We start from the raw sequence: 25,899 nt of genomic DNA on the forward strand, positions 1-25,899 counted from the left end.
CGATCAGGACAAGGTGAATGCCGGGTTCGGCTGCACCGACAGGCTGTTCACCGTGCAGTTGCCCGACATCGGCTGGTTGCTCGACGTCAGAGTGTTGGTCATGTTGTCGAACGAACCTGCAAGCGTTGCGGGCCCGCAGTTGTAGCCCAGAAGCGAGAAGCCGACGTTCGAGACCTCACCGGTGGTGGAGCTGGTGGGAGTGAGGGTCCAGGGCAGGTTCTTCAGCTGCGGCAGGCCGCAGAGGCGGTTCGATCCGCTTATCTTCGCGTCGGTGATCGACGCCGACGAGCCGTCCGCGCTGGTGGATCCGGACAGGGTGATCGAGCAGCTGACGGGTACCCCGAACGAGGCCGGTGTGGTGACGACGATCGTGCCGGGTGCGGTGAAGGCGGTATTCGCCGGTGAGATGGTGGCGGCAGCGGCACTTCCGGCACCGAGGGTGGCCCCGGCAATCACGACTGCAGCAGCGACAGTGGTGAACGTTCGGGTACGGGACGGCAGGTTGAGCGTCATCGATCCTCCAAGTCCGAGCAGCTTCCGGCTCCCAGACGGGCATCCGGTGGCTCCGGTTCTCCGGCAGCCGAAACGAACATTAGGACGACGAAATGGATGTCGGATATGTTCTTTTACAAGACAGTGACAAGTCACAATCCGGTCGGTATGTTTGTTGTAAGTCTTGGTATTGATTTCGGTCGGCACCTCGGAAGGTATGCGCTTCATGGGTTTTCGGCCCGTTTTTCCTGGGGGAGTCGGCATGGTGGGCGCGTCGAACACCCATCTGTGGCGTTATCGAACCGTTATGGTTCGTTACCGAAACGAGACGCGCCGTATCGCTTCGGCGACACCTGAGTCGTTCAAGCTGGCGTCAGCGAGAAAAGACGACCCGAAGAGGTTTGAAACAGATAGCAACCCCTGGGTGACGGGGGTGGTTTTTCCATGTCAAACTGTGGTGTGACGTTCGCGCTGGCCGAAGTAGGTTCAACAGTCGACACGGACACGGGAGAGTTGACGGTGCAGCCGTATTTCGCCCCGGTCTGTCGACTGGACAACGGTGCGCTGGCGGCAATCGAAGTACAACTGCGCGGCCCGAAGGACGGTCCACTCGCCTCCGCCGATGCACTGAAGCGCGCTGCTCGCGCCATGGACGCCAAGCGTGAACTCGATGTTCTCGCGTGGGGAGTGGCCCGGCTGGAAAGCGCCGTTCGGCTACCGATGCTGGTCTCGATGGATGTCGACTCGCTCGCAGCACTCGACGAAGCCACCGAAGAACAGTTGCGTCGCGACATTGTCGTCGTCACCGAGGCGGCACTCGTGGACAGCCCGGCGCGCACACTGGCCGCGATCGACAAGGCACGTCGCGACGGAAAAGTGGTTGCCGTCGACGACGTCGGTCGCCGACCGCAGTCCCTGACGCTGCTGCCGCTCATCGAACCCGATGTCATCATTCTGTCTTCCTCCATGGTCTCCACCCGGCCCGATCTGGCCACCGCCCGTACGGCGCACGCGGTGTCGGCTCAGGTGGAGCGAACCGGTGCCGTAGTCGTGGCCAGCGGAGTCGACACCGCTGTGCACCGCAGCCGGGCACTCGGTCTCGGTGCCACCTACGGAGTGGGCGAGCTGTACCCGGCTGCTCAGACGACCGGAGAGTTGCCGGCCGACGCCGCGGAGATCATGCCGCCGTTCCCCACTTGGAGCACCCCCGCCACCGCGCACGAGTCGCCGTACGCAATTGCCGCCGCAGGCAAGGTCGCGACGCGGAGCACCAAGCGTCTGTTGGTGGCCATGAGCACGTCCCTGGAGATGCAGGCATCGGCGTCGGGCCCGGAAACATTGGTACTCGGCACCTTTCAGCGGGCCGAGCATTTCACACCGACCAGCCGTGCGCGGTGGGTGTCGATGGCGGAGCAGATCTCGTATGCCGGCGTCTACGGGGTGGGGATGGGCTACGTGCAAGAAGGCGGCATCGTGCACGCCCCGCTCGACCCGACGGACTCACTCGTCGAGGAGTGGAACGTGGTAGTTCTCGGCCCGCATTTCTGCGGAGTGCTCGCCGCCATCGACCTTCACCGGGGCGAAGCCGACGCGGATCGTGAATTCGACTATGTGATGTCGTACGACCGCGCCACCGTAGTCCGTTGCGCCCGTGCAATTCTCGCGCGCTTCTGAACCGTCGAGCCGGTGGTGTGCGTACTGGATGTTTCGGGCAGCCACGGCAGGGCATACGGCACAACAGGTGATGAAGTAGTCCGGACTGCCACATTGCTCAGACCCCGTACGTTGAAAACACAGCGTGCGGGGTCGACTTGTCGGTCAGGGCAACTCGGACATCTCGTGCACGAACTCCAGAGCGATGTCGTGCACTTTGCGATTGGCACGTTGCGACCTCTCGACCAACAAAGCGAACGCCTCGTCGGCAGTGATGCGGTGCACCGCCATCAGGATTCCCTTTGCCTGTTCGATAGGCGCGCGACGCGCCAACGCGTCCTGGAGATCGAGCGGGCCCTCGATCCTCGTCACGTGCGCTGTGCTCATGCAGTCATTGTTGCGCACCTGACGTCCATGCAGGTCAGAGACCGAAAGACACGCGGTGAAAGCGACAGACCGTGCCGTAGCCGTTACCGGTGGCGTAGCGTTCCGTAACCGCCTCGTTATCAGGCAGCCGGGTTGGCCAGAGGTCTCCCGATCAGAAGTTCGAGGGTGCGGTAGGCATCCGTACGCCGACCGTTGCTGGCATTGTCGTGATACGCCGCGCCGGCGACGACCACGCCGACCGGAATTCGACCCGACTCGATATCGCGAGCCGTCTGCTCGGCGCAGTTCCGCAACACCGGGCAGTCGGCGCACAGCCGCCATGCCTTCTCTGCGCGTTTGCGTCCGTGCCGAGGAAGTTGTTGCGAGTCGTATGCATCCATGTCTTCGATGCACGCACCCTTGAGGCGCCAGACCTGGTCATCCGTCATCGTCGTGATCCGTTTCGCGTCGTGCCGATCGTTCCACAACGCTTATTCCCCATCCCTGGAGACTCGAAACAACCAAATGCCTTGCGGCGCCGAACACCCGCCGTTGGGCCCAGCAGTTCTGGCCCACCGCTCAGGCAGGACGACGAGCAGCAGACCGAGATATGACGGCCGCCGCCGCGATGGTCACCAGTGCGCCGAGCACGATGGCGGGGCCTTCACCGGGTGCCAGAACGCTGCTCTGCTCCCCGAGAGTCACGGCCGAAACCGGAACGCCCAGTTGGGCGGCCGCGAGTATCCCAAGCCCGACGGGCTGGCCTGTCGCGCGCATCGCACCGTGCACCGCGATTGCACCCAGACCCAACACGAGCCCCAGCACGATCATGCTCGGGTGGCCACCCAGTGCACGCAGGTCGAGTGACGCGCCGAGCCAGACGAAGTACAGCGGACCCAGGAAACCTTCGGTGATGGCGAACAGCTGTTTCGCCAGACGTCGCGGTTCTCCGATCGCAGCGATGGCCAGTCCGAAGCCGAAGCCGGCCAGCATCACCGACGCATGAGTGTGGACCGCGAGGGCCGCGAGGCCGAACAGCAGAACCAGGTTGAGTCGCAATTCGAGAGCGAACTTACGCTGGGCAGACACATGGTGGATTCGACGGCGCAGTCCGGTGAGGTCGAAGTGTCGCAGTACGAAAAAGATCGCGGTGGCGGCAGCGATGACCGTGATGGATCCGAACGCGGCCGGAACAGCGCGCGGTGGATCGATCACCAGGGGTAGAGCGACGATACAGACTGCGTCGGCGATCGCGATTTGTGGCAGGAAGGACATCAGCCCGGATGTGGCAGTCTTGCTGGATTCGACTATCGGCATGATGACCGCGGCCGAGGACGATGCCATCAACACCGCGTAGAGACCGGGGTGCGGTGGATCGAACGCAGTGGAGACGGCCCAGCCGAGTGCGGTAGCCAGCAGCCCGACGGCCACAGCCCGCGCAGCGCCCACCCGGAGGCCGACCCGCAGTCGAGGATCGCGAATCGGTACCTGACTGCCCGCCACGAACATCACGAGCGCAAACCCGACCTGCGCCAGAAAACTCAGTGTCTGCTCACTCGGATCGATGACGCCGAAGCCTGTGTGACCGATGACAATTCCAGCGACGAGTTCTCCGATGACGACCGGTATCCGAAGCCCACGCGGAAGCGCCAGAAGTGGGCCGAACAAACCCACCGCGGCACACAGGGCGAGCGTCTCGAAGGTCATACGACCCCGCCGACGTCAGGCAGAGTTCAGCGTCGGGTGCATGTTCGGCGGCAGCGCCGACGCAACGAGATCACGAGGGTGCAGCACGCCTTGCTCGGCCATCATCAGTCTCATCAGCTGCTCGACAACACGCAGCTGCGCCGCCAGAGGGCTGCGCATGAGTTTGCGCTCGTAGTCGATGCGGGCGGACCGATATTCGGTGTCGAGATCGCTCATGTCATTGTCTCCTCGAACGGTGGATGCTCGACGGCTCTACCGCGAGGGGTGGTTTCGCGCCTGCAGGAAGTCTTTCCAGTCGCTGTCCCAACGCCGCATGCGAACTCGATCACCGGCCACGGTGGTGAGATAGACCAGGAATCCGACCAAGACCGTGCCGAGAACCCACACGAACACGGCTGTGGAGGCCCCGTTGATGACGGCACCGACTTCGCTGACGGGCGCACGCGCGAGGGTTCCGTTCGCGTCGCACCAAATCGGAGTGGTCTCACCGATGTGGACGTCCGAGGGAACCTCGGTCGATTCCGAGCGAATCGACCCGTCCGGTGCACTCCATTGCACCGTTGCGACACCGGTGGCGAGCGTGGTGCTGTCGCTGCCGGTACTCGTGGACTGCGCGGTGTCGATCACTCGGGCGTCGACCTGAACGTATTGTGCCCGTTGCTGACGTGACCGCGTCGACAGGTCGCTGTAGGTCACCGAACCGATCGTCGCGGCGACGGGTATCAGCAACAGAAGGACCGCGACACCGACGACGTAGGCCGTTCGTTCGATCCTGTCCGGCAGTCGCATCAGCGGATTGGAACACCAAGGAGTTCGACGCCACCACCGGTGCGCGAGTTCTGCGAGCATGCGGTCACCTACCCCTCACCGCCGTGTGTTCGGCGTCGATTACGAGTCTCCGACGCCGTGCACTCGTATGTAAGGGCACAAGGTCCCGATACGGCAAGGGCGGTGGACGGTTCAGTCACGAAGTGGAGAGAAGTCCTCGTGGCGGCGGACCTTGTGCCCTAGTTCGCGAATTGTTCGGCAGCCATGCTGAATCCATGATGTCGACAACGCGAGCGCTCACCACGAAAGACCGACGATGGCCGTGGCTGGGCGCAGTGTGCGCCGGAATTTCCATCAACGCTTTCGGGGGCGCGATCGGTTTGGCCTCGGGTGCCATCGATCTGAGCGCCGAGGCGCACGCACGCCTGCCGCTGTCGAATACGGCGCTCGCCGGCCTCGCGTTGGTTCTGGTCGTCGGAGTGCCGATGGGACTGGTGGCGGCGTCGGCTCTGGCGGGTGGCGGCAAGACCGGCCCCATCGCCCACACGGCGGGCGTACTGCTCGCTGCCTGGATAGTGGTCCAACCGCTTGTGATCGGCGAAACGAGTTGGCTGCAGGGCATGTTCGGCGTACTGGGAGTTCTCGTCGCCCTCCGTGGGTGGCGGATCACGGCGTACACGAACCGCCTCGCAAGTCGCACCGCATGAGAATCCTGGTCTCGACCGCCGGACGGCACGGAGCGACGAACTCGCTCGGGCAGGAGATGGCCCGCGTGTTCCGGCACGGGGGAGCCGAGGTCGATGTCTGCGCTCCGGATTCCGTCGTCGACATCAGTGGCTACGACGCCCTGGTCATCGGAAGTGCCGTCTATTCCGATCGGTGGGTCCCCACCGCCAAGCGGCTCGTCGAGCGGGTCTCCAGGTCTGCGCACCCACCCGTGTGGCTGTTCTCCTGCGGGCCATTGCATTCGAGCGACCGACCGGTCAACGACACCGCCGACGCCGCACGCGCGGTATCGATGTTGGATGCATCCTCGCATCGAACATTTCCCGGTCGGCTCGACGCGGAACGGCTCTCGGTGGGCGAACGTCAGATCTTCGACAACTCCGGCGCGGTTGCCGGAGACTTCCGAGACTGGGTTCGTGTGTGCAACTGGGCCCGAGAGATCCTTGCCTGTCTCACGGCTGGGACACCGGGCTCGTAACCTTCGTGAACGTGCCTGCACCGACACGCCGAGCGGACGGGCAGACGTGCTCGTGAATCTCTGCCGCCAACTGTGCCACCGATTCGGTCAAGACGGTATTCGCTTCGATCATGTCCTGCAGCAGCGCGGTATTCGAAAGTGTATGTACGGCAACCTCACTGCTCACCGAGTCCGCGCGCTTGGCCGAGATCAGCAGAATGGCGCCCTGCAGTCCTGCGATCATCGACAGGAACAGGTTGAGCAGGATGAAAGGGTACGGATCGAACCCGTCGTTCTGGTTGTACGCGGCCCACAGCGCCATCACGCCCAGGAACAGGAAGACGAACGGCCAGGAGCCCATTCCGTTTCGGACGTAATCCGCCGCACGCTCACCCGTGGTCAGTGCATCACCGGTTCGAACGCCCGGATGTCTTCTCCACAGGTTCATCGTTCGCAAGTCTTCGAATCGGAGGGTGCAGAAGTGTCCATGGTGCCTAGTGTGGCCCCTGATCGCCAGAGTCGCCAGGGACGAAAGTCCATGACTGCTGTGCCTTTTGCCTCCCCACGCGCACCTCGGGAGACGTCCCGACCGGTCGATGACTTCCGGCCCTACGTGCCGACCGCCGCAGCGCCGATCATCGACGGTGTGCATTGCTCGACGGTCGAGAACGGCACCGGTTTCTGATGTTGGAGGAAGTTCACGATGAAAGCAGCTGTTGTCACCGAGTTCGGCGGGCCCCTAATAGTCAAGGAAATCCCGATACCGCAGCCCGCGCCCGAACAGGTGCTGGTGAAGATGGAGACGTGCGGTGTGTGTCACACCGATATCCATGCTGCGCAGGGGGATTGGCCGGCCAAGCCGACCTTGCCCTTCGTCCCCGGGCACGAGGGCATCGGAGTGATCGAGGCGGTCGGGTCGCAGGTGTCGAAGGACAGAATCGGTGAACGGGTCGCCATCGCGTGGCTCGGTTCGGCATGTGGCGAATGCGATCACTGTGTCTCGGGTTGGGAGACGCTGTGCGAGACGCAACAGAACAGCGGCTACTCGATCGACGGTGCGTACGCCGAATACGCTGTCGCCCATGCGAAGTATGTCGTCCATGTTCCCGACGGGATCTCCTCGTTCGACGCTGCCCCACTGACCTGTGCCGGCGTGACCACGTACAAGGCTGTCAAGGTCGGTGGCGTCACCCCGGCGCAGCGCGTGGCCATCTTCGGTGTCGGCGGGCTCGGTCATATGGCGGTGCAGTACGCCAAGATCGCCGGCGGCTTCGTCACCGCGGTCGATATCGAGGACGAAAAACTCGACCTCGCACGAGAACTCGGCGCAGACCACACCGTCAACTCGGCGACGACCGATCCGGTGGAGGCAATTCAGGCGCTCGGTGGAGCCGATGTCGCAATCGTCCTGGCCGTCATCCCCAGTGTGTTCGATCAGGCCTTCCGGTCACTGCGCCGCGGCGGACGGCTGGTGTGCGTGTCGATGCCTGCGCACGGCGTGTTCCCGATCCCGATCTTCGAGACGGTGGTCGGCGGAATCTCGGTCCTCGGCTCGATTGTCGGCACCAGGAAAGATCTTCGTGAGGTGTTCGCATTGCACGAGGCCGGACGAACGACGGTATCGGCGGTGTCGCGCAAACTCGACGAGGTCAACGAGTGCTTCGACGACCTGATGGCCGGACGCGTCACCGCTCGTCAGGTCTTGGAGTTCTGAGGGGCTCTCCGATCTCGATGAGTGTTCCCCTTCGGCTCGATTCGCCGTAAGGTTCCTTGTGGGCAGACACGCGCTGGACCAGCGCGTGTGCTCACAAGGAATCGAGCAGTGATGAATGCAGCGATTCAGGTGCAGAATGCGCGCGCGCTGGACAATGCCGTACAGCTGACCGAGCAGCTCGAGAAGGCGTTGGGTAGTCGGGCTGCGATCGATCAGGCCATCGGCATACTGATCAGTAGAACCGGGTGCAGCGACGCGGAAGGGTACGACACACTGCGGTCCATCGGTCGGACCGAGCAAAAGAGGACCGCTGTGGTCGCACAAGCGATGGTGGCGGAGTCGAGGAATGCTGCACGGCCGCGTCACCGGCACACCTGGATCGGGTGAGCGCAAGCGCGTAGCGTCGAGGTTGCGGGTGAATCCGAGGCTGGGAGTCCGACTCGGGCCTCACACTCGAACCGGACGGTGGAGTACCACCGTGGCAGGACCTGAAAGAACCGAACAGGCGGTCGGGCCGCCCGGGGATCCTCTATGGAACTACACACTCGTCCGCTCGCCGATCTGGCGCGCTTGACCACGGCACTCGACTGCTCCACGGTCGACCTCGCACAGTCGGTCGACCGGCTGTTGTCGGAAATCGATGCGGCCGTGCCGGCCGTCGTCTCGGTAACCCTCACCGTGATCGTCGACGGCGAATACTTCGAGGTGTCGGCGTCGACGGGAGGCAGCGCCGACCGCATGCCCGCGTCGTCGCTCAGAGTCACCCTCGCTGACCCGCACCGCACCGGTACACGGAAGTACCTGCTCATTCTGTCCGGCACCGCAGGCGCTCTCACGGACTTCGCCGCAGACGTGAGCCGGTCGATAGGGCTCGGCGTCGAGTCCGCAGTTCTGGACAGACACCTGCGCGGTGCCGACGGGTCGGGATCGACCGAGTCCGGTACCCATGCTCTCGCTTCGGTGAGCGAGGTGAATCAGGCGATCGGAGTTTTCATCGCGGGCGGGCGCAGCGCAGCAGAAGGTCGCGCCGAATTGCATCGGCTGGCCGCGCAATCGGGAACGCCGACAGCGGAAGTAGCCCGGCGAACCCTGCGTGATGCCCGCGCATGGTTTCCTCCGCAGGCACCCTGATCGGCCTTGTAGCCGTCATCGGGGGCTCGAGGTCCGGGCGACCACGGCTGCGCAGATGGCACCGGCCCACTCGTCGACCTCCGCCCGTGATCTGTCGTCCCCGTCGTCGGCGTTGATCATCTTCACCACTGCGCGCTCGAATCTCGACAACACCGATCGGTCCAGCTTGCCGCCGAACACCTTGTGCTCGATCGCCCAGGACGCCTCGTTCCATTTCGATCTCGTCGCTGCGGGTGTATCACTCCCGATCGGCCCGCTGGAGAACAACCACACCGGCCTGGTCTCGAGCTCGGATTGTTCACGGGCAACCAGTGATCGGGCATCGCGGAGCCAACGCCCCATGTAGACGCCGCTTCCGATGACGACGGCGTCGTACTCGGCGATGCTGTCCACATCGGCGGCATCACGGACATCGACCGTCGCCGGTACCGCGGAATTCGCCAGCCTCGCCGAAATCGACGAACCCAGCCACTGCCCGAGTTCACGGGTGGAACCATGACGGCTTGCCGTCGCGATCAGGATGCGCATGATGTCTTCTTCTTTCTCTTTCTGGGCTCGGCGTTCGGCCGGTAATGGAGTTGAGCTGCCAAGAGATTCACGGATGCGCGGTACTGAGCGAAGTCGATCTCGCCACGTGCGTACCGCGCGGCGAACAACTCCTCCAACGTGTCGGGCCCGGCCGCGGTGTGGGGCCTCGCCCACGCTGGAGTCCGAAAACCGGACCGCAGCAACCCGAAACACAATGCCGTGACCGCCAGAGCGAGGGTGAGGGAGAGGGAGAGTGTCATGCCGATCGATCCTGTCGGTTGCGCGTGAACATCACTGACGATGACTCTGCCGGGCCGGAGCATCGGACAACAGGGACTTATGACCCACACCGATCGCCGAAGGTGTTCGGCCGAGCGAGCATTTCTCGCCCGACGCACGGTCGGCTGCCCCGACGGTTCCCACCGAGAAGGGCCCGTCATGACACGTGCAACACCGCTCGGCGCAGAGCAAGGGGATTGCGGGTCGTCTCCTACTCACGGCAGGGAGCCTGGACACGATGTTGCCACGAGGCTAGATCTGTTGCGCCGCAGCCGCATTTGCCGCGATGGTCCGCAACATCTTTCTGCTCATGACGAACCCGATGGGTTCGATGAAGTAGCGACCGAAGATGACGCGGCTCTTCAGTGACGTCGAATGCGAGTATCTTCCGCGTTCGATCAGTCGCGCCCTTCCCCCTGGCAGGGCGCGCAGATGAAACGACCACAGTGCCCGGTCGGCCGAGTCGGGGTCTGCGCCCAACAACACGAACGCCCTCCCGTCGTCGACCATGGTCACCGTCAGCGGTGGTGACTGCGGATGCAGGAGCACGGAGTCGCCGACCGCGAGGGTCTGGAACCCAGGGTCGATTCCCGTCGCCGACGTGATGTTGCAGCCGACCATGTTCTCCAAGCCTCGATAGCTGTAGAAGCCCGCCCGCTGCTGACCGAGCTGAATCAGCCATGGCCACACATGATCCGGTGTCGTGTCGATATCGATCGCATGGGTGTATCCCCAGGCCGGGTGCGGCACGCTCTCGTCACCGGGCAGTGTTTCGTCGACCTCGGCCGGCGTCGCGCCCCACGTCGTGCGCCACTTGCGCAGGGGCACCGAGGCCAGGACATGGAACGCGATCAGGATTGCGCCACCGGCAGACTCGGCGATCTCCGCCCCGGACTCACGCATCGCGTCGGCGCAGGAGATAGGCCGCGAGTGCGAGCAGCAGGACGGTCCACAGCGCGGCGACTCCGAATCCCTGCCAAGGAGTGAGCAAGTCGCTGGGGGCTTGCCGAGGTGAGGCGATCAGGCTGCCGGCCTGCGAGGGTAGCTACGCCTGAATGTGTCGTCCGACGGTGCCGGGGATCAGCTGTGTCAGCGGGGCCAGTACGAGGACGAATCCGATGACGCCGGTGATGGCACCCGCGGTGTGACGAACGATGGCACCGACGGCCACCGCCATGGCACCGAGCAACGCGAGGTACAAGCCGGCACCGATCACCGCTCGCAGCACACCCGGATCGGTCAGCGACACCGAAGCACGCGAATCCATGATGGCAGAGCCGAGGAAGAATGTCGGGAAGGCTGTGATCTCACCGATCACGAGTACTACGGCCATGAACACGCCGGTCTTGGCTACCAACACAGGGATTCGTGCGGGAACCGCCAGCAGGCTGGCTCTGATCGTGCCGCTCGCGTACTCACTGGTGACCACCAGAACGCCGAGAACGCACACCGCCAGCTGCCCGAGCTGAAACCCCGCGCCGAGAATCTGACGCGCAGGGTCGGCAACGATCTGCGACTGCGAGACGGGATCGACCCTGTCCCAGTACGCAACTGTGAACCAGGTGAACAGTCCGGTGAAGCCGAGGGTCACGACCACGAGCGCCACGAGAGACCAGACCGTCGATCTGAGTGATCTGAGCTTTGTCCACTCCGACGCCAGCAGTCCTGGAACATCCATGCGCAGACGCTCGCGCTCGAGGGGAACCGGTGCGGTGATGCTCATGGTGTCGCCTGTCCGCGTGAGTGAGTGACGAGATGTCGGTCGTGCTCGATGTCGTCGAGGTGGGTGAGGGTCATGAACGCTTCCTCCAGCGATGCCTGTTGCGGGGTCAGCTGATAGATCGCGATGTTCTGCTGCTGAGCGAGTTCCCCCACTCGATGCGCCGAGAGATCACTGACGGTGAGTCGATCGTCGTCGAGGGCAACGGCGGTACCCCCGGTTGCCTCGATCGCTGTTGCCAGCCGCGCAGAATCGGACGACGACACCAGCACCGAGGCCCGACTACTGCGGGCAATCAGCTCGGCGGGAGTGCATTCGGCAATGAGCTTGCCGTGATCGATGACGACGAGATGGTCTGCGGTCTGGGCCATCTCACCCATCAGATGGCTGGAGACGAAGACCGTTCGCCCTTCTCCCGCCAGGTTCTTCATGAGGTTGCGCATCCAGTAGATGCCGTCCGGATCCAACCCGTTGATCGGCTCGTCCAAGATCAGCACAGCGGGGTCGCCGAGCAGGGCCGCAGCGATTCCGAGTCGTTTTCTCATGCCGAGCGAGAACGACCCGGTACGTTCGCCACTGACGTCGCGTAGACCGACCAGCTCCAGTACGTCGATGATGCGTGTGACCGGGATACGTTGAGTCTGAGCCAGATACAACAAGTGGTCGTAAGCGGTCCGGCCCGGGTGGACGGCCTCGGAATCCAGCAAGGTGCCGACCGTGAGTAGTGGGCGGTGCAGCTGCGCGTACTCGACGCCCCCGATCAGTGCGGTGCCCGCGCTGGGGCGATCCAATCCGACGATCAATCGCATCGTGGTGGACTTACCCGATCCGTTGGGGCCGAGAAAGCCTGTGACGGTGCCGGGTTCGACGGCGAACGACAGGTCGTCGATAACGAGCTTCCCGCCGTAGCTCTTGCTCAGTGCGCGTACTTCGATCGCGTAGGCGGCGGTGTCCGGTCGGCTCATGAACACAGCGTGCTCGGCTCGGCTCGGCCGTCGTAGGGCATTAGGACCCTCGTAGGTCGACGAACGGCATTGTCCGGTCGGGGACAGTCACATGCTGGGCCGGTGGGTGACAGCGGCGAGGCGACCGGGCGACGGCACGACGGTGACCGGGCAGTGCGCTCGCGTCAGCACCGACCGGCTGGTCGAGCCGAGCATCATCTCCGCGTAGCCGCCGCGTCCGTGACTACCGATCACCACCAGCTGAGCACCTTGGGCGTGATCGAGAAGTGCCTGCACCGGTTTGTCCTTGACCACCACGGACCGCACCGACACCGTCGGATGGAGTCGAGTGTGCGGCTCGAGCAGCCGCGCCAAGTGATCTGCAGCCGCGCGTCGGTTGTCCGGCCACTCCATTCCTCGAATCGGGAAGCCGATCGACAGATCCGTGTCCGACCAGGAGTGCACCGCAGTCAGTGGTGCCGATCGAACATCCGCCTCCTCGAACGCCGACGTCATTGCGGCAGCGCTCGCCTTGGTGCCGTCCACGCCCACGACCACCGGTTGGATCGCGTGGTCGAGACCGCCGTCGGTCCAGCCACGCACCACGGTGACTGGGCAGCGAGCATGAGTGGTGACGGCGAACCCGATCGAGCCGAGTGACCGCTGCTCGGTGCCACCGAGCCCCCGCGTGGCAATGACCACCATGCGGGCCGTCTCGGACAGTTCGAGCAATGTGGACACCGCAGAGGCCTCGGACGAGACGGTATCGACGGTGACCGTCGCCGTCCCACGAGTCGCAGTCTCCCGGGCCTCGTTGAGAATTCGGTCGGTTTCCGATCTGGCCTGGTGCACCACGGTATCGGGAAGGACGCCCAACCCGGTCAAGACCTTGGGCAGCGACATCGCCGAGACGACAAGGAGATCGGACAGGTGCAATCGTGCGTCGAGAGCGGCCCAGCGCACCGCGTCCAGAGCCGCCGCCGAACCGTCGACCCCGACGATGGTCGGAAGTGGACCCATCGATTTCCTCCTCGGTCGTGGTGTCGAACATCCATCAGACGCCGCGCACAGCCTCGGGCGCGGCAGGACAACAACACCTGGACCGAGGACTTTGGTCCTCTGTTTCGGTGACGAAAGGTCGGACCACCGCCGCCCGTCCCCCGTAGGCTCAGAAGTCGAGGCGTTCGACATGGACGCAGGTAGAGGGGTGTCGACGTGGTCACGGTGTTCTTGGTGGACGATCACGAAATCGTGCGGCGCGGTCTGATCGACCTCATCGACTCCGATCCCGATCTCGAGGTCATCGGCGAGGCAGGCAGTTGCGCGCAGGCGCTGGCCCGAATTCCGGCCCTGCAGCCCGACGTCGCGGTGCTCGACGTGCGGCTACCCGACGGCAACGGCATCGAACTGTGCCGTGAGCTTCTCGATCGACTGCCGAACCTCAAGACCATGATGCTGACCTCGTTCACCGAGGACCAGGCCATGCTCGACGCGATACTCGCGGGCGCGAGCGGCTATGTCGTCAAGGACATCACCGGCATGGAACTGACCCGAGCGATCAAGGACGTCGGTTCCGGCCGGTCGCTGCTCGACAACCGTGCAGCCGCGGCGTTGATGGACAAATTGCGAGCCGGGACGGCGTCATCGGGCCCTATCGATCACCTCACGCCCCAGGAGCGCACCCTGCTGGATCTGCTGGGAGAGGGCCTGACCAACAGACAGATCGCGGCCAGGATGTTCCTGGCGGAGAAGACGGTGAAGAACTACGTGTCTCGGCTGCTCGCCAAGCTCGGGATGGAACGCCGCACCCAAGCTGCGGTGTATGCGTCGAAGCTCGCCGACGGCGATCCGCCTGCCCACCGGAAACCGGGGTCCCGGGATGGATGACCAGCACGGGGAAACCCGGTCTTCGCTACCGCAACTCCGGCTGGGGGAGCTGCTTGCCGAGGTGCAGGATCGTATCGGTCGCATCGCCGATGCGAGGATTCAAGCCGACGGTCTGCTCGACGCGATGCTCGTCATCACCTCGGGACTCGATCTGGAGGTGACGCTGCGTTCGATCGTGGAATCGGCCGTCAAGCTCGTCGACGCCCAGTACGGTGCGCTCGGCGTGCGCGGAGAAGGCCACGGATTGAGTGCGTTCATCAACTACGGCATGGACGAGGACACCCGGGTGGCCATCGGCCCGCTCCCCACCGGACGCGGGGTACTCGGACTGTTGATCGACCAACCGAAAGTGCTACGTCTGGACGATCTGACATCGCACCCGGAATCGGTGGGGTTCCCGCCCAACCATCCCCCGATGAAAACCTTTCTCGGAGTGCCGATTCGGGTTCGCGACGAGATCTTCGGCAATCTCTATCTCACCGAGAAGAAGGGCGGCAAGCAGTTCACCGAGGACGACGAAGTCGTCACCAAGGCGTTGGCGTCCGCCGCCGGCATCGCCATCGACAACTCGAGACTGTACGAGGACTCGCGGGTGCGTCAGGCGTGGATGGAGGCAACGCGGGACATCGGCACCGAGCTCCTTTCCGGGACGGACATCGACGAAGTACTGCAGATGGTGGCGCGTAAGTCGTTGCACCTGACCGGGTCCGATGCGGCGTTCATCGCGGTACCCGAGGACGCAGACCAAGCCTTCGGGGATGTCACGCAACTCGTCGTCACGGTCAGCGACGGGCTCGGGGCCGATCGAATGATCGGGGCAGTCGTTCCGATCGAGGGCTCGAGCTCGGGAGTAGCCTTTCGGCGTCGAACAGCGTTGCGGAAGGAGCGACTCGACTACGGGGTCAAGGAACTGGGCTCTGCTTTCGGACCCGCAATGATTTCACCCTTCCGCGTGGCAGAGGGCGTCAGTGGAGTCCTGGTGGTTCTGCGCGCCGCGGGGCGGGGACCGTTCGACGAGACCCAACTCGAACTGGTCTCGAACTTCGCCAACCAGGCCGCGCTGGTGATGCAGATCGCGGACGCCAGTCGGCGGATGCATCAACTCGACGTGTTGTCCGACCGGGATCGTATTGCCCGTGACCTGCACGATCACGTGATTCAGAGGATCTTCGCTGCAGGATTGGCGCTGCAGAGCACCCTGCAGCGCACCGAGTCCCCGGACCTACGGCAGCGTCTGTCCAGAACGATCGACGACCTGCAGGACACGGTGCAGGACATCAGGACGACCATTTTCGACCTGCAGAGCACATCCCACTCCGCAACACGGCTGCGGCAACGTATCAACAGCGCGGTACTCGAACTCACCGAGAACGTCGATATCCGTGCCGTCGTGCGGATGTTCGGACCACTGTCGGTCGTCGACACCAAACTCGCCGATCATGCCGTTGCCGTTGTCCGCGAGACTGTCAGCAACGTCGTTCATCACGCCCAGGGCGACACTGTGACCGTTACTCTGTCGGTGGGGAACGAGCTCGAAATCGTGGTGTCCGACAACGGAATCGGTATGCCCGACAACACCACCACCAGTGGGTTGTCCAACCTGGGGGCCCGTGCGGCCGAGTGCGGCGGGACCATGACCGTTTGCCCCGGTGCTTCCGGCAGCGGCACCGATGTGACGTGGGCGGTACCGCTGCCCTGACGGCTCCAGTCGTTGGTCACCTCTTTCGATGACCTCCGGCCGTTACGGCGAGTGGCGATGAGCTCGTAGCGTTTTCGGTGACGGTGCCGATCCTGCGTCGCACCACCGAGAGGAACCCGATGAACATCTCACACACCACCGGACCCGTTCTGGTCGGAATCGACGGATCGACGGCCGCGCTCGATGCAGTGCGCTTCGCTGTGCGTGAGGCGCGAGGCCGAGGAACATCACTGCGACTGGTACATGTGATCGAACCCCAGATGCAGCGTGAAACGGTATACGGGGCACCCGACGTGGACGGTGACTATGCGCGCACCGTCTTGGACCAGGCCGCGATCATAGCGCGGGCGAGCGACCCGACCGTCATCGTGGAAGCTGTTGTTCTACAGGGTGTCCCGGAAACGGTGATGCTGTCCGAAGCAGCGTCTGCGTGCCTGATCGTATTGGGTGCCAAGACCGAGAATTCGATCGCTGCACGGGTTCTCGGATCCATGGTGCGCACGGTGGTCGAATGCTCACCGAACCCCGTGGCCGTTGTGCACACCTTCGATTCCGAGCGCGACGGCGCGGTCGTCGCCGCTCTGGGAGACGTGAAGGTTTCGGCATCGGATCTCGTTGTGGCGCAGGCATTCCACGAAGCGTCGATGCGCGGGGCCACCGTGTTGGCCGTGCACACCCAGACTGTCTCGACCATTCTGGCCAGCGCCATCGGCGGTCCGGTCGACCATCTGCACCCCGAGTCGGCAATGGACGTCCGGTTGGAACCCTTCAGTGCCGACTATCCTTCGGTGCGGGTGGCGTCGGTCTACGCCGAGGCCGATTCGGGATCGGAACTCGTCGCGGTGTCCGACACTGCACAGCTGCTGGTGGTGGGGCACGAGCGCGATCGCGTGCCGGGAAGCACGTTGACGAAAGTCCTGCGGCACGCCGAATGCCCCGTCCTCGTGGTGCCGCACGCATGAGTACCGTGAACGCGAGGGCGATCGTCGTCGGCGTCGACGGATCCGGTTCGTCACTCGACGCGGTCGGCTGGGCCGCACGCGAAGCCGAATTACGCGGAGCACCGTTGAAGCTGGTGTCCGCGTACCAAATCAGGGCCCTCTACACCAGTTTCGTCGCACTCCCGTCGCAACTCGGCTCCGAGGAGAATGCACGTGCGGATTCGATTCTGACGTCGGCATCCCTCGTCGCGCGGCGGTCGGTCGAGAAACCCGACGCGCTGACGATCATGATCGAACCGATTGTCGGACCGACTGTTCAGGCGCTGATCGACGAGTCCGCCACCGCGTCGATGATGGTGGTCGGCTCACGCGGCAACGGCGAGTACTTCGCCGAGCTGCTCGGCTCGGTGAGCACGGCGGTGGCTGTGCAGGCTCGCTGTCCGGTAGTCATCGTGCCGCGCAGCGTGGAGTTGCATTCGGCACGGGGACCGGTCGTCCTCGGAGTCGACGCCTCGGCGCACAACCAGGAGGCCGTCCGGCTGGCCTTCGAGGAGGCCTCGCTTCGGGGCACTGGCCTTGTTGCAGTCCACGTGTCGACGGATCGACTCGTCTCGTCACCCGACGCGTCGACGTCGGACAAGTCCGAGGCAATTGTGTCCAACGGCCGAACCGTGTTGGCCGAAAACCTGTCCGGGTGGAGCGAGCTGTATCCCGACGTGGTGGTGAAGCAGACAGTGCTGCGCGGCGACGTCGTCGAACGCATCCTCGGCGCGGCGGTGCGCGCAGAGGCCGTGGTGGTCGGTTCGAGCGGACGCACCGGTTTCAGTGGCCAGCTGCTCGGATCCACCGTTCGGTCTCTGGCCCACCGCGTCGACTGTCCGCTGATCATCGCTCGCGGTTAGCAACCGATCCGTCACGACCACCGCCATTCGCGAATCTCGGGTAGATCCTCGAAGTGTTTCCGGATGTAGGCGTCGTGCCGGGTCAGTTGGTCCCGGCAGTGCTGCCGCAGTTCCTCCGCGCCGGCCGGCGCCGTGTGTGCTCGGTCGAGTGCTTCGATCGCCAGGTGGTAGCGACTGATCTTGTTGAGCACCACCATGTCGAACGGTGTTGTGGTAGTGCCTTGTTCGATGAAGCCGCGGACGTGGAATCTCTGCGCGTTCGGACGGCCGTGCAGCAGCTGGTGCACCGCCCGGGGGTAGCCGTGGAAAGCGAAGACGACATCGACCGAGTCGGTGAACAGATCGGCGAACTGATCCTCCGAGAACCCGTGTGGATGATCGGCGACGGGTAGCAGCGCCATCAGGTCGATGACGTTGACCACGCGCACCTTCAGCTCGGGTGTCCAGTTACGCAACAGGTCCGCTGCAGCGAGAGTCTCCTCGGTCGGAACGTCGCCGGCGCAGGCCAGCACGATCTCGGGATCGCGCGGAGTAGCGGTGTTCTCGGTACCGGCCCAGTCCCACCGTGAGGCACCGGCTGCTGCATGTGCGCGAGCCTCGGTGAGCGTCAGGTATTGGGGATGGCTCTGTTTGTCGACCACCAGCACGTTGACGTGTCCGCGGCTGCGAAAGCAGTGGTCGGCAACGGCGAGAAGAGTATTGGAGTCCGGTGGCAGCCACACGCGCACCACATCCGGTGCCAGAGGGATCACCGCGTCGATCAGTCCGGGCCCCTGATGACTGAACCCGTTGTGGTCGTTGCGCCAGCACGTGCTGGTGAGCAGCACGTTCAACGAGGCGACGGGTGCTCGCCAGGCCAGAGTGGCCGCATGCTGCAGCCACTTGGTGTGCTGAATCAGCATCGACACGCTCACCATCGCGAAAGCCTCGTAGCTCGCAAACAATCCGTGTCGGCCCGACAACAGGTACGCCTCGAGCCAGCCCTCACACAGATGCTCACTGAGCACCTCCATGACGCGGCCGTCGGCGGCCAGGTTGTCGTCGAACTCGGTGGTCGGCAGCTGCCAGCATCGGTCGGTGGCCTCGAACACGGCCTGCAGACGGTTGCTGGCGGTCTCGTCGGGGCAGAACAGGCGGAACGTGCCACCGCCGTCGGGTCGTGCGTTGTCGAGGTAGATATCCCGCATCATCTCCCCGAGTACGGTGGTCGTCTCGTGTGAGACGCGTCCCGGGGAGTCGATCGTCAGAGCGTAGTTCTCGAGCTCACGAATGGCCAAGGGCTGCAACAGCACACCGCCGTTGGCGTGGGGAGTGGCCCCGAGCCTCTTGTCTCCCGTCGGAGTGAGTTCACGGATGTGCGCCGCCGGTACGCCGTTGTCGTCGAAGAGTAATCCGGGATCGTAGGAGAGCAACCACTGCTCGAGCTGCGCCAGATGCGACGGATTCTCGCGGACGCCGGACAGCGGGACCTGGTGGGCCCAGTGCGTTCCCTCGATCAGCTTGCCGTCCACCTCGTGTGGCCCGGTCCAGCCCTTCGGGGTGCGCAAGACGATTGCAGGCCATGCACTTCCGTGGTGCGACTCGCCGCCGCGGGCCGCACGCTGGATTCTCCGAATATCGTCGTGGGCGCGGGTGAGAGCGAACTGCAAGGCCGGGAACACCTCTCGCGGATCGTCGCCCTCGACGAAGATCGGTGCCCAACCCTGACCGCCGAGATAGTCGGCAATCGCTTGATCGGTGCTGCGCCCGAGCACTGTCGGACCGGAGATCCTGGCGTCGTTGAGATGCAGAATGGGCAGCACTGCGCCGTCACGAACCGGATTCAGGAACGCCGGGATCTTCCACGAACCCGACAGCGGACCGGTTTCGGCCTCCCCGTCGCCGACGACACAGGCGACCACCAGATCGGGGTTGTCGAACGCCGCGCCCGCGGCGTGGATCAGGGCATACCCCAGCTCGCCACCCTCGTGGATACTTCCGGGGGTCTGCACGCTCACATGGCTCGGAATGCCGCCGGGAGTGGAGAATTGGCGACACAGACGACGCACACCGTCGCTGTCGAGCGAGATGTCGGGATAGATCTCGCTGTACGTGCCTTCGAGATAGGTGTTCGCGACCAATGCCGGGCCACCATGACCGGGGCCGGTGACATACAGCCAATCCGAGTTGGTTCGGCAGATCAGGCGATTGAGCAGTGTGTAGATCATCGACAGCCCGGGACTGGTGCCCCAGTGCCCGAGTAGCCGGGGCTTGATGTGTTCCACCGTCAGCGGTTGCCGTAGCAATACATTGTCCTGCAGATAGATCTGGGCGACCGTCAGGTAGTTCGCGGCAGCCCAGTAGCGCAGATCGGCGTCGAGTTCATCGGAGCTGTAGGTGGTCTCGGTGGTGGACGCGGTCATCGGTTCGTGGGTACGACAACGACGGGGACATCGACCGAATGCAGCACTGCGCGGGAGGTCGAACCGAGCAGCATCGAGGCGAAGCCGCCCCGGCCGCGGCTACCGACCACGATCAGCTGCGCGCTCTCGGAGGCGCGGACCAGTTCGCGAACGGGTCTGTCCTGAACCACTACCCGGCGGATGGTGACGTCGGGGTAGTCCTCCGACCACCCGGCCAGGCTCTCGGCCAGCGAAGTCTTCTCTGCCAGTTCGGAATCGGCCCACGGACCTTCTTCGTCGCGGGTCAGCACGCTCCCGAGCTCGAGGTCGCTCCACGCATGTACGGCAACGAGGTCGACACCTCGCATCGACGCCTCGCGCAACGCGAATCCGATGGCCGGCTGGCTGTTGGACGTGCAATCCACACCCACGACCACCGGCCCGTCGCTGACCGTGTTCGACTTGATCACTGCAACAGGGCACTTGGCGTGTGACACGACGGCGGTACTGACCGACCCGACCAATCCGCCGGTGAACTCACCGAGGCCTCTCGAACCGACGACGATCAAGGCAGGCGCGACGTCGAAGTGCGTCAGATTTCGTGCAGCCGAGCCATGTTCGAGACGAGTGTCGAGAATCAGCGAATTGCCTGCCGCGGTCTTGTGCGCAACGTCGACCGCAGCGGTCAGGACCCGCTTGGCCTCGACGTCCGGATCTGCGAACGCGCCGATCCGGAGGCTGATGGCATCGCCGTAGGTTCCCGGCGCGAACAGTGACGACGTGACCAACTCGAGCGGGGCGTGGCGTCGTATCGCCTCGCGCGTTGCCCAACGGACCGCGTCGAGCGATGTGGCAGATCCGTCGACTCCGACGACGACCCGACTCGATGCATTCATGTTGTATTCCCGTTCGTTGACTGTCGTGTTCAGGTACACCTCGAGCATGGACGGTTCGCTGGAGCGCAGACAGAGTCGGAAGTCCTTCGGCTCGAGCCGGAATGCCCTGACTGCTACCCCTGGGGGGTATGTCTTGCTATCGTCGGTGACATGCATTCAGTGATCCGACGCCGTCGCCCGGGCTTTGCTTCGGCGACCGGATTGCTGATCGCGCTGACGATCCTCGGGGTACTGCTGATGCATTCGGTGACACCGACCACGTCGGCAAGAAGCGAGCATGCGGCCATGGCGTCGGCGACCCACCACGAGGACCCGGTTCAGGTGGCAGTCGGTGAGCACGACTGCCCGTCGGGACATCAGATGATGCATCCGTGCGCGGGAACCACCGTGTCGTGGGCTGCGCTGTCGGTCCCGGCGACGAGCGTCGATGTCGCCCACCCGGTCATGTCGGAGGACGGGATCGGTGGGCGCGTCCATTCCATATCGGAGCGTGCGCCGCCGTGGACTCTGTGGGAGTTGGACAGATCGGTGACCTTGCGAGTGTGACAGGCAGCCCGGTGGACGCACGACCACCGGCGGATCGGCATACCTAGAGCCCTGTATTGCACACTTGTTCAAGGAGTTTCACATGCGTACAACACTCGTCGCTTCGGTGGCTGCCGCCACCGTGAGCGCATTCCTCGTCGCCGGCTGCAGCAGTGACACCACGTCGGATTCGTCGATGTCGACTACCTCATCGGCTTCCGTTCAGGATTCGGCATCGGCATCGGCATCGGCATCGGCATCGGCATCGGCGGAGTTCAACGACGCCGACGTCATGTTCGCGCGGATGATGTACCCGCACCACGCGCAGGCGGTCGACATGGCTGACATGGTCCAAGGTCGCACCGACAATCCGGACGTCGTGGCATTGGCGTCGGCGATCCAAGCCGCGCAGCAACCGGAAATGGACCGGATGACGGCCTGGCTCGCCGAGTGGGGTCAGCCCGCACCCTCGTCGGACATGGGTGAGATGAGCGGAATGGACCACAGCTCGGGTATGGGCATGATGTCCCAGCAGGACATGGACGCCCTGACCGGTCTGTCGGGCCCGGAGTTCGACCGTCAGTGGCTGACGATGATGATCGAGCATCACGAGGGCGCGATCGAGATGGCGAACAACGAGATTGCGGACGGCTCGAACCCCGACGCGCAGGAGATGGCCCGCACGATCGTGGCCACGCAACAGCAGGAAATCGACACGATGCAGCGGATGCTCGGCTGATCCGTTGTCGGTACGTTGCCGGGCCGCACCCCAGACCGGGGCGCGGCCCGGCGGGGGACGGCTGCACGCCGTTGCCCTCGAGTACGCTGTGACGCGCGAGGAATTGTGTTCTGCGGGTCGGATCGAGGGAGAGTATCGACGATGTCACGTCCACGGGTCCTGGTCCTCGGCGGCGGCTTCGGCGGGTTGTATGCAACCCGCCGGCTGCACGGTTCGGATGTCGACATCACCGTTCTCGAACGAGGCACCTCTCACGTCTTTCAGCCGCTGCTCTACCAGTGCGCAACCGGCCTCCTCTCCGAGGGCTCGATCGCCAGCCCGTTGCGGCACCTGTTGCGCAAGCAGAAGAACGTGAAGGTGGCGCTCGGTGAAGCGACCTCGGTGACAACCGTGGGCGATGGCGGAGTGGTGACGGCGAGCCGCTTCGACGGGTCGACGTTCGAGTTGCCGTACGACTATCTCGTGGTTGCCGTCGGAATGCAGCAGGCGTATCACGGCCACGACGAATACGTGCAGTGGGCACCGGGCATGAAGACCCTCGACGACGCCTTGGCGATCAGGCGAAAACTGATCTCGGCATTCGAGATGGCCGAGTCCCTGCCCACCCCCGAAGAGCGTCGCCCCTGGCTCACCTTCGCCGTCGCCGGTGGAGGGCCCACCGGAGTCGAATTGGCCGGGCAGATAAGGGAACTCGCCACCCGGGCGCTGGCGAAGGAGTTCGATTCGATCCACCCGTCGGAAGCGCGCGTTCTGCTGTTCCACGGCGGTGACCGAGTGCTCGAATCGTTCCCCGACTCCCTGACGAAGAAGGCTCAGCGCACCCTCGACACGGTCGGAGTCGAAACGCATCTCGGCGTTCACGTCACCGACGTCACGGCCACCGACGTCGAGGTGACGGCCAAGGCCGAACCGAAGACCGTCACACGCCACGACACTCGCACCGTGCTGTGGACCGCAGGCGTCGAAGCGGTTCCGTTCGTGAAGCACCTGGCCGACGCCCTGGGCGTCGAGCAGGACAGGTCCGGACGGATCGCTGTGCAGCCCGACCTGTCCGTGCCGGGTCACCGCAACGTGTTCGTCGTCGGCGACATCATGGCATTGAACGGTCTCGCCGGTGTCGCCGAAGTGGCGATGCAGGGTGGACGGGCAGCGGGCGCAGCAATCGCAGCAGATGTATCCGGTTCTTCGCGTTCGGATTTCAAGTATCGAGACCTGGGCACTGCCGCCTACATCGCCCGCGGACACGCACTGGTGCAGGCCGGGCCGCTGAAGATGTCGGGATTCCTGGGCTGGGTGTCGTGGGGCGTCATCCACATCGCATTCCTGGCCGGTAAGCGCAACCGAGCTGGAACGCTGATCAACTGGGGAGCAACACTTCTCAGCGGAACACGACGTGAACGGGCAATCACCTACGGCGACCCGGAAACGGCGCGCAAACCGTACAACTGACCTGAGCGCCCACTATTTTCACCCTCGTACGGAATCCCGCTTTCGAGGGCGAATTGTGGACACTCAGATCAGTTGCCGGTGTCGACGGGATGCCCCGCCGAAAGTACGGCACCTGGGTTCAGGATTCCGGCCGGGTCGAGAGACTCTTTCAACGCCCGTTGCACCGAAATCGACACTTCATCGTGCTCGACAGTCAGCCACCTGCTCTTCAGCCTGCCCACACCGTGCTCACCGGTGATGGTTCCGCCGAGTGCGAGGGCGCGACGGGTGATCGCATCGAACGCGGACACCGCTGCGGCGCTACTGGCCGGATCGGCGGCGTCGTAGATGATGGTCGGATGCAGGTTGCCGTCGCCCGCGTGCCCGAAGACGCCGATGGTCAGATCGTGTTCGGCAGCAATCTCTTCCACTGAGGTGATCAGATCGGTGATGGCAGAGCAGGGAACAGCGACATCGTCCAGTAACCAGTCGCCGAGACGTTCGAGCGCAGGGAGTGCGAGTCGACGGGCTTCGAGCAGCATCGCCGCCTCCACGGGATCGGAGCCGACGACCACATCCTCGGCCCCGAACTCGGTACAGATGGTTTCCAGAACGGTCATAACGGATTCGGCATCAGCGTCGTCGCTCTGAATCAGCAGTAGCGCTGCGGTGGTGTCGCCGATTCCCATCTTCGTCATCTCGTCGACTGCCTTCACCGTGGTGCGATCGAGGATTTCGAGCATCGATGGGGTGATTCCTGCGGAGGCAATCTTCGATACTGCCGAACCTGCCCCTTCGAGAGTGGGAAAGGCGGCGACAAGGGTGTGCGGGGCACGCGGTGCAGGCAATAACCGAACGGTGATTTCGGTGATGATGCCGAGGGTGCCTTCCGAGCCGATGAGTAGATGCGTCAGATCATATCCCGCAACACCTTTCACGGTGCGCCGGCCAGTTCGTAGGACCCGCCCATCGGCCAGCACCACTTCGAGACCGAGGACAAAATCGCCGGTGACGCCGTACTTGACGCAGCACATTCCGCCCGCATTGGTCGCGACGTTACCGCCGATGGTGCTGAAGGTGACGCTGCCTGGATCCGGCGGATAGAACAGACCGGCCTCCGATGCCGTGGTGCGCAGATCGGAAGTGATGACCCCCGGTTCGACGACGGCGAGGCGGTTGACCCTGTCCAGTTCACGTATTCGGGTCATCCGATGCAGACTCAGCACAACCGAGTGGGCAGAGGCGTTGGCTCCGCCGCTCAGTCCACTCCCTGCACCGCGTGGTATCACTGCGATCGAATGCTTGCTTGCCGCCGCCATGCAGGCCACGACATCAGCGGTGGTGCGGGGCATGAGCACCGCTGCCGGAACCTCGCTGTGGGTGAACTGGGACTGATCCCGGGCATACCCGGCCACGATATCTGGGTCCACGACGACGATGTCGGCGGGCAGGGCATCGACGAGAGCTGCGATGTCGGTGGTCGCCGGCGCATTCATCGGAGATCCTCGATAGCTGCCCGATGTTCTCGAGCAAGTTCGACGTAGTGGTGGGCATTGGTGCCGTTCGCCTCAACAGTCTCCGCATCGAGCATGCGCCGGATCTTGCCGGGAACACCCGCAACCAACGACCCGGCTGGAATCACGGTGTGCTCGGTGACCACAGCCCCTGCGGCGATCAACGACCCGGCACCGACGACGGCTCCGTTCATGATCACTGCACCCATTCCGACGAGGACGCCGTCCTCGACGGTGCAACCGTGAAGGATCGCACCGTGACCGACGGACACGCTGTTGCCGACAAGAACCGGCATTCCAGGGTCCGTGTGGATGACACAGTTGTCCTGAATATTGGTTCCTGCGCCGATGGTGATGGGTTCGGCGTCGGCGCGCAGCGAGGCTCCATACCAAACACTCGTGTTCTCCTCGAGTGTCACCGCGCCGACGACGGATGCGTTCGGGGCAATCCAGGTCGACTGTGCGACAACAGGTCGCTTCGATCCGAGGGGCACAACAACAC

General features: G+C 64.1%; 31 protein-coding genes. 14 read left to right on the forward strand and 17 right to left on the reverse strand.

The window, feature by feature from the left end; translation table 11 throughout:
* Positions 1–3: 3 nt before the first annotated feature.
* Positions 4–513 carry an alkane oxidation protein activator PraA gene (gene praA / locus K414_RS0108530; RefSeq protein WP_081701564.1) on the reverse strand — a complete coding sequence of 170 codons (510 nt, stop codon included), beginning with the start codon at positions 511–513 and terminating at the stop codon, positions 4–6.
* A 423-nt stretch (positions 514–936) separates the two neighbouring features.
* Between praA and K414_RS0108535 the strand changes: the two genes are divergently transcribed.
* Entirely contained in the window at positions 937–2,166 is a 1,230-nt protein-coding gene (locus K414_RS0108535) for an EAL domain-containing protein (RefSeq protein WP_081701565.1), read from the forward strand.
* 144 nt (positions 2,167–2,310) lie between these two features.
* Here the strand turns inward: K414_RS0108535 and K414_RS29560 are convergent, their stop codons facing one another.
* From K414_RS29560 to K414_RS0108560, 5 genes are all read right to left on the reverse strand, one after another.
* Positions 2,311–2,532, reverse strand: coding sequence for an ANTAR domain-containing protein (locus K414_RS29560; protein WP_230591697.1), 222 nt, complete (start codon positions 2,530–2,532; stop codon positions 2,311–2,313).
* A 119-nt stretch (positions 2,533–2,651) separates the two neighbouring features.
* On the reverse strand, positions 2,652–2,960 hold the full coding sequence (locus tag K414_RS29565; RefSeq protein WP_135043299.1) for a WhiB family transcriptional regulator: 309 nt from the start codon (positions 2,958–2,960) through the stop codon (positions 2,652–2,654).
* A gap of 130 nt (positions 2,961–3,090) precedes the next feature.
* Positions 3,091–4,218 (reverse strand): cation:proton antiporter, encoded by a 1,128-nt coding sequence (locus tag K414_RS0108550; RefSeq protein WP_027495567.1) that lies wholly within the window; start codon positions 4,216–4,218, stop codon positions 3,091–3,093.
* 15 nt (positions 4,219–4,233) lie between these two features.
* Complete coding sequence (locus K414_RS0108555; protein ID WP_027495568.1) at positions 4,234–4,434, reverse strand: hypothetical protein; 201 nt, start codon at positions 4,432–4,434, stop codon at positions 4,234–4,236.
* A gap of 36 nt (positions 4,435–4,470) precedes the next feature.
* Positions 4,471–5,067: a hypothetical protein gene (locus K414_RS0108560; protein ID WP_152530389.1), complete on the reverse strand. Its 597-nt coding sequence runs from the start codon at positions 5,065–5,067 to the stop codon at positions 4,471–4,473.
* Positions 5,068–5,261: 194 nt separating this feature from the next.
* Here K414_RS0108560 and K414_RS29065 point away from each other — a divergent pair, with 194 nt between their 5' ends.
* Positions 5,262–5,693, forward strand: a complete 432-nt coding sequence (locus K414_RS29065; protein ID WP_027495570.1) for a hypothetical protein — start codon at positions 5,262–5,264, stop codon at positions 5,691–5,693.
* Positions 5,690–6,190 carry a flavodoxin domain-containing protein gene (locus K414_RS29070; RefSeq protein WP_027495571.1) on the forward strand — a complete coding sequence of 167 codons (501 nt, stop codon included), beginning with the start codon at positions 5,690–5,692 and terminating at the stop codon, positions 6,188–6,190. Before K414_RS29065 ends, K414_RS29070 begins: the two co-directional genes overlap by 4 nt.
* Here K414_RS29070 and K414_RS0108575 read toward each other — a convergent pair.
* On the reverse strand, positions 6,165–6,617 hold the full coding sequence (locus tag K414_RS0108575; RefSeq protein WP_027495572.1) for a DUF1003 domain-containing protein: 453 nt from the start codon (positions 6,615–6,617) through the stop codon (positions 6,165–6,167). The two genes, K414_RS29070 and K414_RS0108575, sit on opposite strands and share 26 nt — an antisense overlap.
* A 90-nt stretch (positions 6,618–6,707) precedes the next feature.
* Here K414_RS0108575 and K414_RS29075 point away from each other — a divergent pair, with 90 nt between their 5' ends.
* From K414_RS29075 to K414_RS0108595, 4 genes are all read left to right on the forward strand, one after another.
* Entirely contained in the window at positions 6,708–6,854 is a 147-nt protein-coding gene (locus K414_RS29075; RefSeq protein ID WP_155288531.1) for a hypothetical protein, read from the forward strand.
* Positions 6,855–6,872: 18 nt separating this feature from the next.
* Entirely contained in the window at positions 6,873–7,883 is a 1,011-nt protein-coding gene (adhP, locus tag K414_RS0108585) for an alcohol dehydrogenase AdhP (protein ID WP_027495573.1), read from the forward strand.
* Positions 7,884–7,994: 111 nt separating this feature from the next.
* Positions 7,995–8,270, forward strand: a complete 276-nt coding sequence (locus K414_RS0108590) for an ANTAR domain-containing protein (RefSeq protein WP_027495574.1) — start codon at positions 7,995–7,997, stop codon at positions 8,268–8,270.
* Between the two features lie 144 nt (positions 8,271–8,414).
* Entirely contained in the window at positions 8,415–9,014 is a 600-nt protein-coding gene (locus K414_RS0108595) for a hypothetical protein (RefSeq protein WP_027495575.1), read from the forward strand.
* 15 nt (positions 9,015–9,029) lie between these two features.
* On the opposite strand, the gene K414_RS0108600 is transcribed toward K414_RS0108595, so the two are convergent.
* The 6 genes from K414_RS0108600 to K414_RS0108625 form a co-directional block, all read right to left on the reverse strand.
* On the reverse strand, positions 9,030–9,542 hold the full coding sequence (locus K414_RS0108600; RefSeq protein WP_027495576.1) for a flavodoxin domain-containing protein: 513 nt from the start codon (positions 9,540–9,542) through the stop codon (positions 9,030–9,032).
* Complete coding sequence (locus K414_RS0108605; protein WP_141214894.1) at positions 9,530–9,802, reverse strand: hypothetical protein; 273 nt, start codon at positions 9,800–9,802, stop codon at positions 9,530–9,532. The genes K414_RS0108600 and K414_RS0108605 overlap by 13 nt, the downstream gene beginning before the upstream one ends.
* A 271-nt stretch (positions 9,803–10,073) precedes the next feature.
* Positions 10,074–10,724 (reverse strand): hypothetical protein, encoded by a 651-nt coding sequence (locus K414_RS0108610; protein ID WP_051365012.1) that lies wholly within the window; start codon positions 10,722–10,724, stop codon positions 10,074–10,076.
* A gap of 142 nt (positions 10,725–10,866) precedes the next feature.
* On the reverse strand, positions 10,867–11,544 hold the full coding sequence (locus K414_RS26450; RefSeq protein WP_202595055.1) for an ABC transporter permease subunit: 678 nt from the start codon (positions 11,542–11,544) through the stop codon (positions 10,867–10,869).
* Positions 11,541–12,506, reverse strand: coding sequence for an ATP-binding cassette domain-containing protein (locus K414_RS0108620; RefSeq protein WP_027495579.1), 966 nt, complete (start codon positions 12,504–12,506; stop codon positions 11,541–11,543). Before K414_RS0108620 ends, K414_RS26450 begins: the two co-directional genes overlap by 4 nt.
* Positions 12,507–12,593: 87 nt before the next feature.
* Entirely contained in the window at positions 12,594–13,505 is a 912-nt protein-coding gene (locus tag K414_RS0108625) for a universal stress protein (RefSeq protein WP_027495580.1), read from the reverse strand.
* Between the two features lie 195 nt (positions 13,506–13,700).
* Here K414_RS0108625 and K414_RS0108630 point away from each other — a divergent pair, with 195 nt between their 5' ends.
* The 4 genes from K414_RS0108630 (at position 13,701) to K414_RS0108645 (ending at position 17,914) form a co-directional block, all read left to right on the forward strand.
* Complete coding sequence (locus tag K414_RS0108630; protein WP_027495581.1) at positions 13,701–14,372, forward strand: response regulator transcription factor; 672 nt, start codon at positions 13,701–13,703, stop codon at positions 14,370–14,372.
* Complete coding sequence (locus K414_RS0108635) at positions 14,365–16,071, forward strand: GAF domain-containing protein (RefSeq protein WP_027495582.1); 1,707 nt, start codon at positions 14,365–14,367, stop codon at positions 16,069–16,071. Before K414_RS0108630 ends, K414_RS0108635 begins: the two co-directional genes overlap by 8 nt.
* A 119-nt stretch (positions 16,072–16,190) precedes the next feature.
* On the forward strand, positions 16,191–17,033 hold the full coding sequence (locus tag K414_RS0108640) for a universal stress protein (protein ID WP_143544851.1): 843 nt from the start codon (positions 16,191–16,193) through the stop codon (positions 17,031–17,033).
* Complete coding sequence (locus K414_RS0108645) at positions 17,030–17,914, forward strand: universal stress protein (protein ID WP_027495584.1); 885 nt, start codon at positions 17,030–17,032, stop codon at positions 17,912–17,914. The genes K414_RS0108640 and K414_RS0108645 overlap by 4 nt, the downstream gene beginning before the upstream one ends.
* A gap of 11 nt (positions 17,915–17,925) precedes the next feature.
* On the opposite strand, the gene K414_RS0108650 is transcribed toward K414_RS0108645, so the two are convergent.
* On the reverse strand, positions 17,926–20,316 hold the full coding sequence (locus tag K414_RS0108650; RefSeq protein WP_027495585.1) for a phosphoketolase family protein: 2,391 nt from the start codon (positions 20,314–20,316) through the stop codon (positions 17,926–17,928).
* The gene (locus K414_RS0108655; protein WP_027495586.1) at positions 20,313–21,191 is read right to left on the reverse strand and encodes a universal stress protein; all 879 of its coding nucleotides are present in this window, start codon (positions 21,189–21,191) and stop codon (positions 20,313–20,315) included. Before K414_RS0108655 ends, K414_RS0108650 begins: the two co-directional genes overlap by 4 nt.
* 150 nt (positions 21,192–21,341) lie before the next feature.
* On the opposite strand from K414_RS0108655, the gene K414_RS0108660 reads away from it, so the two are divergent.
* The 3 genes from K414_RS0108660 to K414_RS0108670 all read left to right on the forward strand — a co-directional run bounded on the left by K414_RS0108660 (position 21,342) and on the right by K414_RS0108670 (position 23,904).
* Entirely contained in the window at positions 21,342–21,737 is a 396-nt protein-coding gene (locus K414_RS0108660; RefSeq protein ID WP_027495587.1) for a DUF6153 family protein, read from the forward strand.
* 82 nt (positions 21,738–21,819) lie between these two features.
* Positions 21,820–22,455, forward strand: a complete 636-nt coding sequence (locus K414_RS0108665; protein ID WP_027495588.1) for a DUF305 domain-containing protein — start codon at positions 21,820–21,822, stop codon at positions 22,453–22,455.
* Between the two features lie 141 nt (positions 22,456–22,596).
* Complete coding sequence (locus tag K414_RS0108670; protein ID WP_027495589.1) at positions 22,597–23,904, forward strand: NAD(P)/FAD-dependent oxidoreductase; 1,308 nt, start codon at positions 22,597–22,599, stop codon at positions 23,902–23,904.
* A 68-nt stretch (positions 23,905–23,972) separates the two neighbouring features.
* Here K414_RS0108670 and K414_RS0108675 read toward each other — a convergent pair whose 3' ends face one another.
* Both K414_RS0108675 and K414_RS0108680 read right to left on the reverse strand, forming a co-directional pair.
* Entirely contained in the window at positions 23,973–25,379 is a 1,407-nt protein-coding gene (locus K414_RS0108675; protein ID WP_032406169.1) for an FAD-linked oxidase C-terminal domain-containing protein, read from the reverse strand.
* Positions 25,376–25,891 carry a gamma carbonic anhydrase family protein gene (locus tag K414_RS0108680; RefSeq protein ID WP_027495591.1) on the reverse strand — a complete coding sequence of 172 codons (516 nt, stop codon included), beginning with the start codon at positions 25,889–25,891 and terminating at the stop codon, positions 25,376–25,378. Before K414_RS0108680 ends, K414_RS0108675 begins: the two co-directional genes overlap by 4 nt.
* Positions 25,892–25,899 lie beyond the last annotated feature (8 nt).

The sequence above is a fragment of the Rhodococcus sp. JG-3 genome, from assembly GCF_000482405.1.
GTDB lineage: Bacteria > Actinomycetota > Actinomycetes > Mycobacteriales > Mycobacteriaceae > Rhodococcoides > Rhodococcoides fascians.

Excerpts from the sequence above, each read along its gene's own strand:
- K414_RS29565 (WP_135043299.1), bottom strand. The coding sequence starts at position 2,960 with ATGACGGATGACCAGGTCTGGCGCCTCAAGGGTGCGTGCATCGAAGAC.
- adhP (WP_027495573.1), top strand. The coding sequence starts at position 6,873 with ATGAAAGCAGCTGTTGTCACCGAGTTCGGCGGGCCCCTAATAGTCAAG.
- K414_RS0108620 (WP_027495579.1), bottom strand. The coding sequence starts at position 12,506 with ATGAGCCGACCGGACACCGCCGCCTACGCGATCGAAGTACGCGCACTG.
- K414_RS0108645 (WP_027495584.1), top strand. The coding sequence starts at position 17,030 with ATGAGTACCGTGAACGCGAGGGCGATCGTCGTCGGCGTCGACGGATCC.
- K414_RS29070 (WP_027495571.1), top strand. The coding sequence starts at position 5,690 with ATGAGAATCCTGGTCTCGACCGCCGGACGGCACGGAGCGACGAACTCG.
- K414_RS0108655 (WP_027495586.1), bottom strand. The coding sequence starts at position 21,191 with ATGAATGCATCGAGTCGGGTCGTCGTCGGAGTCGACGGATCTGCCACA.
- K414_RS0108625 (WP_027495580.1), bottom strand. The coding sequence starts at position 13,505 with ATGGGTCCACTTCCGACCATCGTCGGGGTCGACGGTTCGGCGGCGGCT.
- K414_RS0108590 (WP_027495574.1), top strand. The coding sequence starts at position 7,995 with ATGAATGCAGCGATTCAGGTGCAGAATGCGCGCGCGCTGGACAATGCC.
- K414_RS0108560 (WP_152530389.1), bottom strand. The coding sequence starts at position 5,067 with ATGCTCGCAGAACTCGCGCACCGGTGGTGGCGTCGAACTCCTTGGTGT.
- K414_RS0108595 (WP_027495575.1), top strand. The coding sequence starts at position 8,415 with ATGGAACTACACACTCGTCCGCTCGCCGATCTGGCGCGCTTGACCACG.
- K414_RS29560 (WP_230591697.1), bottom strand. The coding sequence starts at position 2,532 with ATGAGCACAGCGCACGTGACGAGGATCGAGGGCCCGCTCGATCTCCAG.
- K414_RS0108575 (WP_027495572.1), bottom strand. The coding sequence starts at position 6,617 with ATGAACCTGTGGAGAAGACATCCGGGCGTTCGAACCGGTGATGCACTG.
- K414_RS0108535 (WP_081701565.1), top strand. The coding sequence starts at position 937 with ATGTCAAACTGTGGTGTGACGTTCGCGCTGGCCGAAGTAGGTTCAACA.
- K414_RS0108675 (WP_032406169.1), bottom strand. The coding sequence starts at position 25,379 with ATGAATGCGCCGGCGACCACCGACATCGCAGCTCTCGTCGATGCCCTG.
- K414_RS0108660 (WP_027495587.1), top strand. The coding sequence starts at position 21,342 with ATGCATTCAGTGATCCGACGCCGTCGCCCGGGCTTTGCTTCGGCGACC.
- K414_RS0108610 (WP_051365012.1), bottom strand. The coding sequence starts at position 10,724 with ATGCGTGAGTCCGGGGCGGAGATCGCCGAGTCTGCCGGTGGCGCAATC.
- praA (WP_081701564.1), bottom strand. The coding sequence starts at position 513 with ATGACGCTCAACCTGCCGTCCCGTACCCGAACGTTCACCACTGTCGCT.
- K414_RS0108600 (WP_027495576.1), bottom strand. The coding sequence starts at position 9,542 with ATGCGCATCCTGATCGCGACGGCAAGCCGTCATGGTTCCACCCGTGAA.
- K414_RS0108605 (WP_141214894.1), bottom strand. The coding sequence starts at position 9,802 with ATGACACTCTCCCTCTCCCTCACCCTCGCTCTGGCGGTCACGGCATTG.
- K414_RS0108670 (WP_027495589.1), top strand. The coding sequence starts at position 22,597 with ATGTCACGTCCACGGGTCCTGGTCCTCGGCGGCGGCTTCGGCGGGTTG.
- K414_RS0108635 (WP_027495582.1), top strand. The coding sequence starts at position 14,365 with ATGGATGACCAGCACGGGGAAACCCGGTCTTCGCTACCGCAACTCCGG.
- K414_RS0108640 (WP_143544851.1), top strand. The coding sequence starts at position 16,191 with ATGAACATCTCACACACCACCGGACCCGTTCTGGTCGGAATCGACGGA.
- K414_RS0108665 (WP_027495588.1), top strand. The coding sequence starts at position 21,820 with ATGCGTACAACACTCGTCGCTTCGGTGGCTGCCGCCACCGTGAGCGCA.
- K414_RS0108650 (WP_027495585.1), bottom strand. The coding sequence starts at position 20,316 with ATGACCGCGTCCACCACCGAGACCACCTACAGCTCCGATGAACTCGAC.
- K414_RS29075 (WP_155288531.1), top strand. The coding sequence starts at position 6,708 with ATGACTGCTGTGCCTTTTGCCTCCCCACGCGCACCTCGGGAGACGTCC.
- K414_RS0108550 (WP_027495567.1), bottom strand. The coding sequence starts at position 4,218 with ATGACCTTCGAGACGCTCGCCCTGTGTGCCGCGGTGGGTTTGTTCGGC.
- K414_RS26450 (WP_202595055.1), bottom strand. The coding sequence starts at position 11,544 with ATGAGCATCACCGCACCGGTTCCCCTCGAGCGCGAGCGTCTGCGCATG.
- K414_RS0108555 (WP_027495568.1), bottom strand. The coding sequence starts at position 4,434 with ATGAGCGATCTCGACACCGAATATCGGTCCGCCCGCATCGACTACGAG.
- K414_RS29065 (WP_027495570.1), top strand. The coding sequence starts at position 5,262 with ATGATGTCGACAACGCGAGCGCTCACCACGAAAGACCGACGATGGCCG.